General features: G+C 69.8%; 2 protein-coding genes. Both read left to right on the forward strand.

The features are described from left to right. The first annotated feature begins 89 nt into the window (after positions 1–89). Positions 90–668, forward strand: coding sequence for an IS630 family transposase (locus GXW74_RS28540; RefSeq protein ID WP_211850169.1), 579 nt, complete (start codon positions 90–92; stop codon positions 666–668). Beyond that, on the forward strand, positions 635–1,036 hold a 402-nt coding region (locus GXW74_RS28545), incomplete at its 3' end, for an IS630 family transposase (RefSeq protein WP_338148357.1). The genes GXW74_RS28540 and GXW74_RS28545, both read left to right, overlap by 34 nt.

Below are 1,036 nucleotides of genomic sequence, written 5' to 3' on the forward strand. Positions count from 1 at the left end.
ATACCCGGCGCACAAAGGGCGGACTCTTTGGGTTGATCCGACGCGGCCGGACATGATTCATCGGCGGGCATGGCTTCGAGGAGCGGACCATGCGGGCGCTGATGATCCGGGAGGATGTGCCGCCGAGTGAGCTTCGGCGGCTTGCCAAGACCGAGGACGACCCGCGCGTGGCGCGACGGCTATTGGCGATCGCCGCGGCGCTGGAGGGCATGAGCCGGGAGGCGGCGGCGCGGATCGCGGGGATGGATCGTCAGACGCTGCGGGACTGGGTGATCCGCTACAACCGTGGCGGTGCTGCCGGACTGTCGGACCATTGGGGCGACGGCCGGCCCTGCCGGCTGACCGAGGGCCAGCAGGCGACGCTGAAGGCGATCGTGCTGCAGGGGCCGGACCCGGAAGTGGATGGTGTCTCGACCTGGCGGCTGGTCGACCTGTGCCGGATCGTGCGGGAGCGCTTCGGCGTGACCTATGGCGAGACCGGGATGGGCCGGCTGATGCACGACCTCGACCTGTCCTGGCAGACACCACGGCCGCGGCACGCCGAGACGGACCGGGCCGCCCAGGAGGCATTCAAAAAAAGGGCTTCGCCGCAGCCCTCGCGCAGATTGCGGCCGACCACCCCGAAGCCGAGCGCATCGAGGTCTGGTTCCAGGACGAGGCCCGCGTAGGCCAGAAGGGCCGGATGGTCCGCCGCTGGTTCCAGCGAGGCATGCGGCCGAGGATGGTGAAGGACCAGCGCTACCGCTCGGCCTACATCTTCGGCGCCGTTTGCCCGGCGCGCGACACCGGCGCCGCGCTGGTGCTGACGCACGTCTCGGTCACGGCGATGAACCTGCTGATCGAGGAGGTCGCCTCGCAACTGCCGGCTGGCACGCACGCGGCGATGCTGATCGACAACGCCGGCTGGCACACCGCGAACGACCTGCGCGTGCCGCCGAACATCACCCTCGTCCACCTGCCGCCCTACTCGCCCGAGCTGAACGCCATCGAGAAGGTCTGGCAGTATCTGCGCGACCGCTACCTGTCGGGGCGGCTG

Origin of the sequence: Neoroseomonas eburnea, from assembly GCF_018129005.1 — a bacterium.
Lineage (GTDB): Bacteria > Pseudomonadota > Alphaproteobacteria > Acetobacterales > Acetobacteraceae > Neoroseomonas > Neoroseomonas eburnea.

What these genes read in the sequence shown, in the direction of transcription:
- GXW74_RS28540 (WP_211850169.1), top strand. Translation starts at nt 90, where the DNA reads ATGCGGGCGCTGATGATCCGGGAGGATGTGCCGCCGAGTGAGCTTCGG.